Annotated in this window: 1 protein-coding gene; it reads right to left on the bottom strand. The window is 73.0% G+C overall.

Annotated elements, in window-relative coordinates:
• A partial coding sequence (locus CW362_RS42435; RefSeq protein ID WP_162684441.1) for an SDR family NAD(P)-dependent oxidoreductase occupies positions 1 to 4,094 on the bottom strand: 4,094 nt, incomplete at both ends.

Raw genomic sequence — 4,094 nt, 5'->3', positions numbered from 1 at the left:
ATCCAGCGCCCCCGCACCGCCCCCGTCTCCCGCCACGAACGCCGCGAGCCGCGCCGCCTGAGCCCGCACCGCACCCTCAGAACGACCCGACACAACCCACGGCAACTCCCCAGCAGCCACCAGCGCTTGAGTGGATTCCATGGGCTCGTGCTCGAGGATCACGTGCGCGTTGGTGCCGCTGATGCCGAACGACGACACACCCGCCCGCCGCGCACGACCCGTCTGCGGCCACTGCCGAGCCCGCGTCAACAACTCCACCGCACCCGCAGACCAATCCACATGCTCGGACGGGACCCCCGCGTGCAGAGTCGGCGGGAGCATGCCGTTCCGCATCGCCATGACCATCTTGATCACACCACCCACACCGGCAGCCGCCTGCGCATGACCGATGTTCGACTTCAACGACCCCAGCCACAACGGACGCCCCTCCGCCCGGCCCTGCCCGTACGTCGCGATCAACGCCTGCGCCTCGATCGGATCACCCAGCCTCGTCCCCGTCCCGTGCGCCTCGACCGCGTCCACATCCGCCACGGAAAGTCCCGCGCCCGCCAGTGCCTGGCGAATCACGCGCTGCTGGGACGGGCCGTTCGGCGCCGTCAACCCGTTCGACGCACCGTCCTGGTTCACCGCACTGCCTCGCAGCACGGCCAACACCTCGTGCCCGTTGCGCCGCGCGTCCGAGAGGCGCTCCAGCACCACCACGCCCACGCCCTCGGACCAACCGGTGCCCGAGGCGTCGGCGGAGAAAGAACGGCACCGGCCGTCGACGGCCAGTCCGCCGTGGCGTCCGAACTCCACGAAGGCGTACGGGGTCGCCATCACCGTCACGCCACCCGCGAGCGCCATCGAGCACTCCCCCGCACGCAACGACTGTGCCGCCAGGTGCATCGCGACCAACGACGACGAACACGCCGTGTCCACCGTCACCGCAGGACCCTCGAACCCGAACGAGTACGAGACCCGGCCCGACGCGATGCTGCCGGAGCTTCCGTTGCTGATGTAGCCCTCGTACCCCTGCGGCGAGCGGTTCAGGTGGCGGGCGCCGTAGTCGTTGTACATGACTCCCATGAACACACCGGTGCGGCTGCCGGTGAGCGTCTCCGGCCGGGTGCCGGCCGACTCCAGGGCCTCCCAGGAGGTCTCCAGGAGCAGTCGCTGCTGCGGGTCGGTCGCGGTCGCCTCGCGCGGCGACAGGCCGAAGAACTCCGCGTCGAACTGGGCGGCGTCGTGCAGGAACCCGCCCTCGCGGGTGTACGTCTTGCCGGGCTGCTGCGGGTCCGGGTCGTAGATGCCGTCGAGGTCCCAGCCGCGGTCGACCGGGAACGGCGAGATGGCGTCCCGGCCCTCGGCCACCAGCCGCCACAGGTCCTCGGGCGAGGCCACCCCGCCCGGATACTTGCAGGCCATGCCGACGATGACGATCGGGTCGTCGCCCGCGTCCTGCGGATGGCTCGCCGACTCCCGCGCCGCAGGCTCGGCGACCGCGAGCGCGGTGGTCCCGGCCGGCTCCCCGAGGACTCCGCGAGCGAGTTCGTCGTACAGGAATTCCGCGACCGCGAGCGGGGTCGGGTGGTCGAAGACCAGCGTCGCCGGAAGGCGCACGCCGGTGGCGGCGCCGAGCTGGTTGCGCAGTTCGACGGCGGTGAGGGAGTCGAGGCCGAGCCGGTTGAACGGCTGGGCGCGGTCGACGGCGTCGCGGTCGGCGTGTCCGAGCACGTACGCGACCTTCTCCGCGACGAGGCCGCCGAGGATCTGAAGGCGCTCCTCTCGGTCGGCCACGCGAAGCTCGGCGAGCAGCGGCGCGTTCGCGCTGCCGCCGGCAGCGTGGGAAGAGGGTCGGGGCCTGGTACTGACGACCGCCCGGAAGACGGCGGGCAGCGATCCGGCCGCGGCCTGCTCGTCGAGGACGGGGGCGTTCAGCCGGGCGGGCACGAGCAGGCCGTCGGCGTGCGCTCCGACGGTCTCCGGGCCTGCCTCCGAAGTCCCGGAAGCCGTGCCGGCTGCTGCGAGAGCGGCGTCGAACAGCGTGACGCCCTGTTCGCGGCTGATCTCCAGGAGGCCGGTGCGCTTCAGCCGGGCCACGTCGGCCCGGTCGAGCTCCGCGGCCATCCCGCCCTCGGTGCTCCACAGGCCCCACGCGAGTGAGACGCCCGGCAGCCCGAGCGCCCGGCGCCGACGCGCCAGTGCGTCGAGGAAGGCGTTGGCGGCGGCGTAGTTGGCCTGTCCGGCCCCGCCGAAGACACCGGCGACCGAGGAGAACAGGACGAACGCGGAGAGCGGGGCCTGCGACGTCAGCTCGTGGAGGTGCAGCGCGGCGTCGGCCTTCGCGCGCAGCACCTTCGTCAGCTGCGCGGGAGTGAGGGATTCGAGGAGCCCGTCGTCGAGCACGCCCGCGGTGTGGACAACGCCGGTGAGCGGATGGTCGCCCGGTACGCCGGCGAGCAGTTCGGCGACGGCGGAGCGGTCGGACATGTCGCAGGCGGCGAGCGTCACGTCGGCCCCGAGGGCTTCCAGTTCCGCGATGAGTTCGGCGGCGCCCGGGGCGTCCGGACCACGGCGGCTGGTCAGCAGCAGGTGCCGCACTCCGTGCACGGTGACGAGGTGGCGGGCGAAGAGCGAGCCGAGGTCGCCGGTGCCACCGGTGATCAGCACCGTTCCCTCGCCGGAGAAAGCGGGGGCGTCGGCGGGGGCGTCGGCGGAGCCGTCGGCGTCGGTCGTCTCGGGGGCCGCGACCGCGCGGAGCCGCGGGACGAAGGGGACCCCGGCACGGAGCGCGATCTGCGGCTCCGCGACGACGCCGGTGCCCGTGCCGATGTCTGTGCCGTTGCCGGTGCCTAGCAGCGTCGGCAGGGCGCGCAGCGAGGCCTCCTCCCCGTCGGTGTCGATCAGGCGGAACCGGCCCGGGTGCTCAAGCTGGGCACTGCGTATCAGGCCGCCCACGGCAGCGGCCGCCAGGTCGACGGCCGCGGCCTCGGCCGCGTCGACCGCGAGCGCACCGCGGGTGAGCAGCGTCGCGGTGACGGATGCGAAGCGCGGCTGCTTCAGCCAGTCCTGGAGGAGTTGGAGGACCGTCTGCGTCCGCTGATGCGTGGCCGCGACGATGTCGCCATCCGCTGCGCCCAGGACGGGCAGCGCTATCAGGACGTCACGAGGCGCCTCGTCCGGATCGGCGTCGATGGCGGTGGCGAGGGCTGCCAGGTCGGCGTGGCGGCGCGCCGGAACGGATTCGACGGGCCAGTCGGCGCCGAGGTCGAGGAGCGCCCATCCGGTCCCGGACGCGGACACGGCCGCAGACGTAGACGCAGCGGAACCGGCGCTTTCCAGCGGCGACCACGCGACGCCGTACAGCGATTCGATGCTCGATACGCGGGCCGAACGAAGCTGTTCCAGCGTCACGGGACGCAACGCCAGTGACCGCACGGTGGCGAGGGCCGACCCCGCTTCGTCCAGCAGCTCCACGGAGGTCGCGCCCCCACCGAGGCGGCGTATGCGGACCCGGGCCGAACTCACGGCGGTGACGTGCAGCGTGACGCCGCTCCAGGAGAACGGCAGATGGCACTCGTCCTCCCCGGACAGCAGATCGGGTAACGCGAGCGAGTGCAGGGCGGTGTCCAGGAGCGCCGGATGGATGCTGAAACGCCCGGCGTCGTCCGTCTGCCGGGTGGGCAGACGGACCTCGGCGTAGACGGTGTCGCCGTCCCGCCACGCCGTGTGCAGCCCGCGGAACGCGGGACCGTAGTCGAATCCGAGGCCGATCAGCCGCTCGTAGACGGCGTCGAGGTCGACCGGTGTGGCCCCGCGCGGAGGCCACGCCTGCACCTGCGCCGGCTCCGGGGCAAGCACCGGAGCCGACTCCACCGCGTCGGAACGGAGGGTGCCGGTGGCGTGCCGGGTCCAGGGAGCGTCCTCGGCGGCGTGGACGGGTCGGGAGTGCACAGTGATCGCACGGCCGCCGCCGGCCGCCTCGGCCTCGCCGACCAGGACCTGCACGACGTGGGCCGACCCCCCGTCGAGGATGAGCGGCGCCTCCAGCGTGAGTTCCTCGACGCCCGCGCAGCCCACGCGGGCCGCGGCGGTGAAGGCGAGTTCGAGGA

Source organism: Streptomyces populi, assembly GCF_002911015.1.
Classification (GTDB): Bacteria; Actinomycetota; Actinomycetes; order Streptomycetales; family Streptomycetaceae; genus Streptomyces; species Streptomyces populi.
This window is presented reverse-complemented; position numbering and strand designations above follow the sequence as displayed.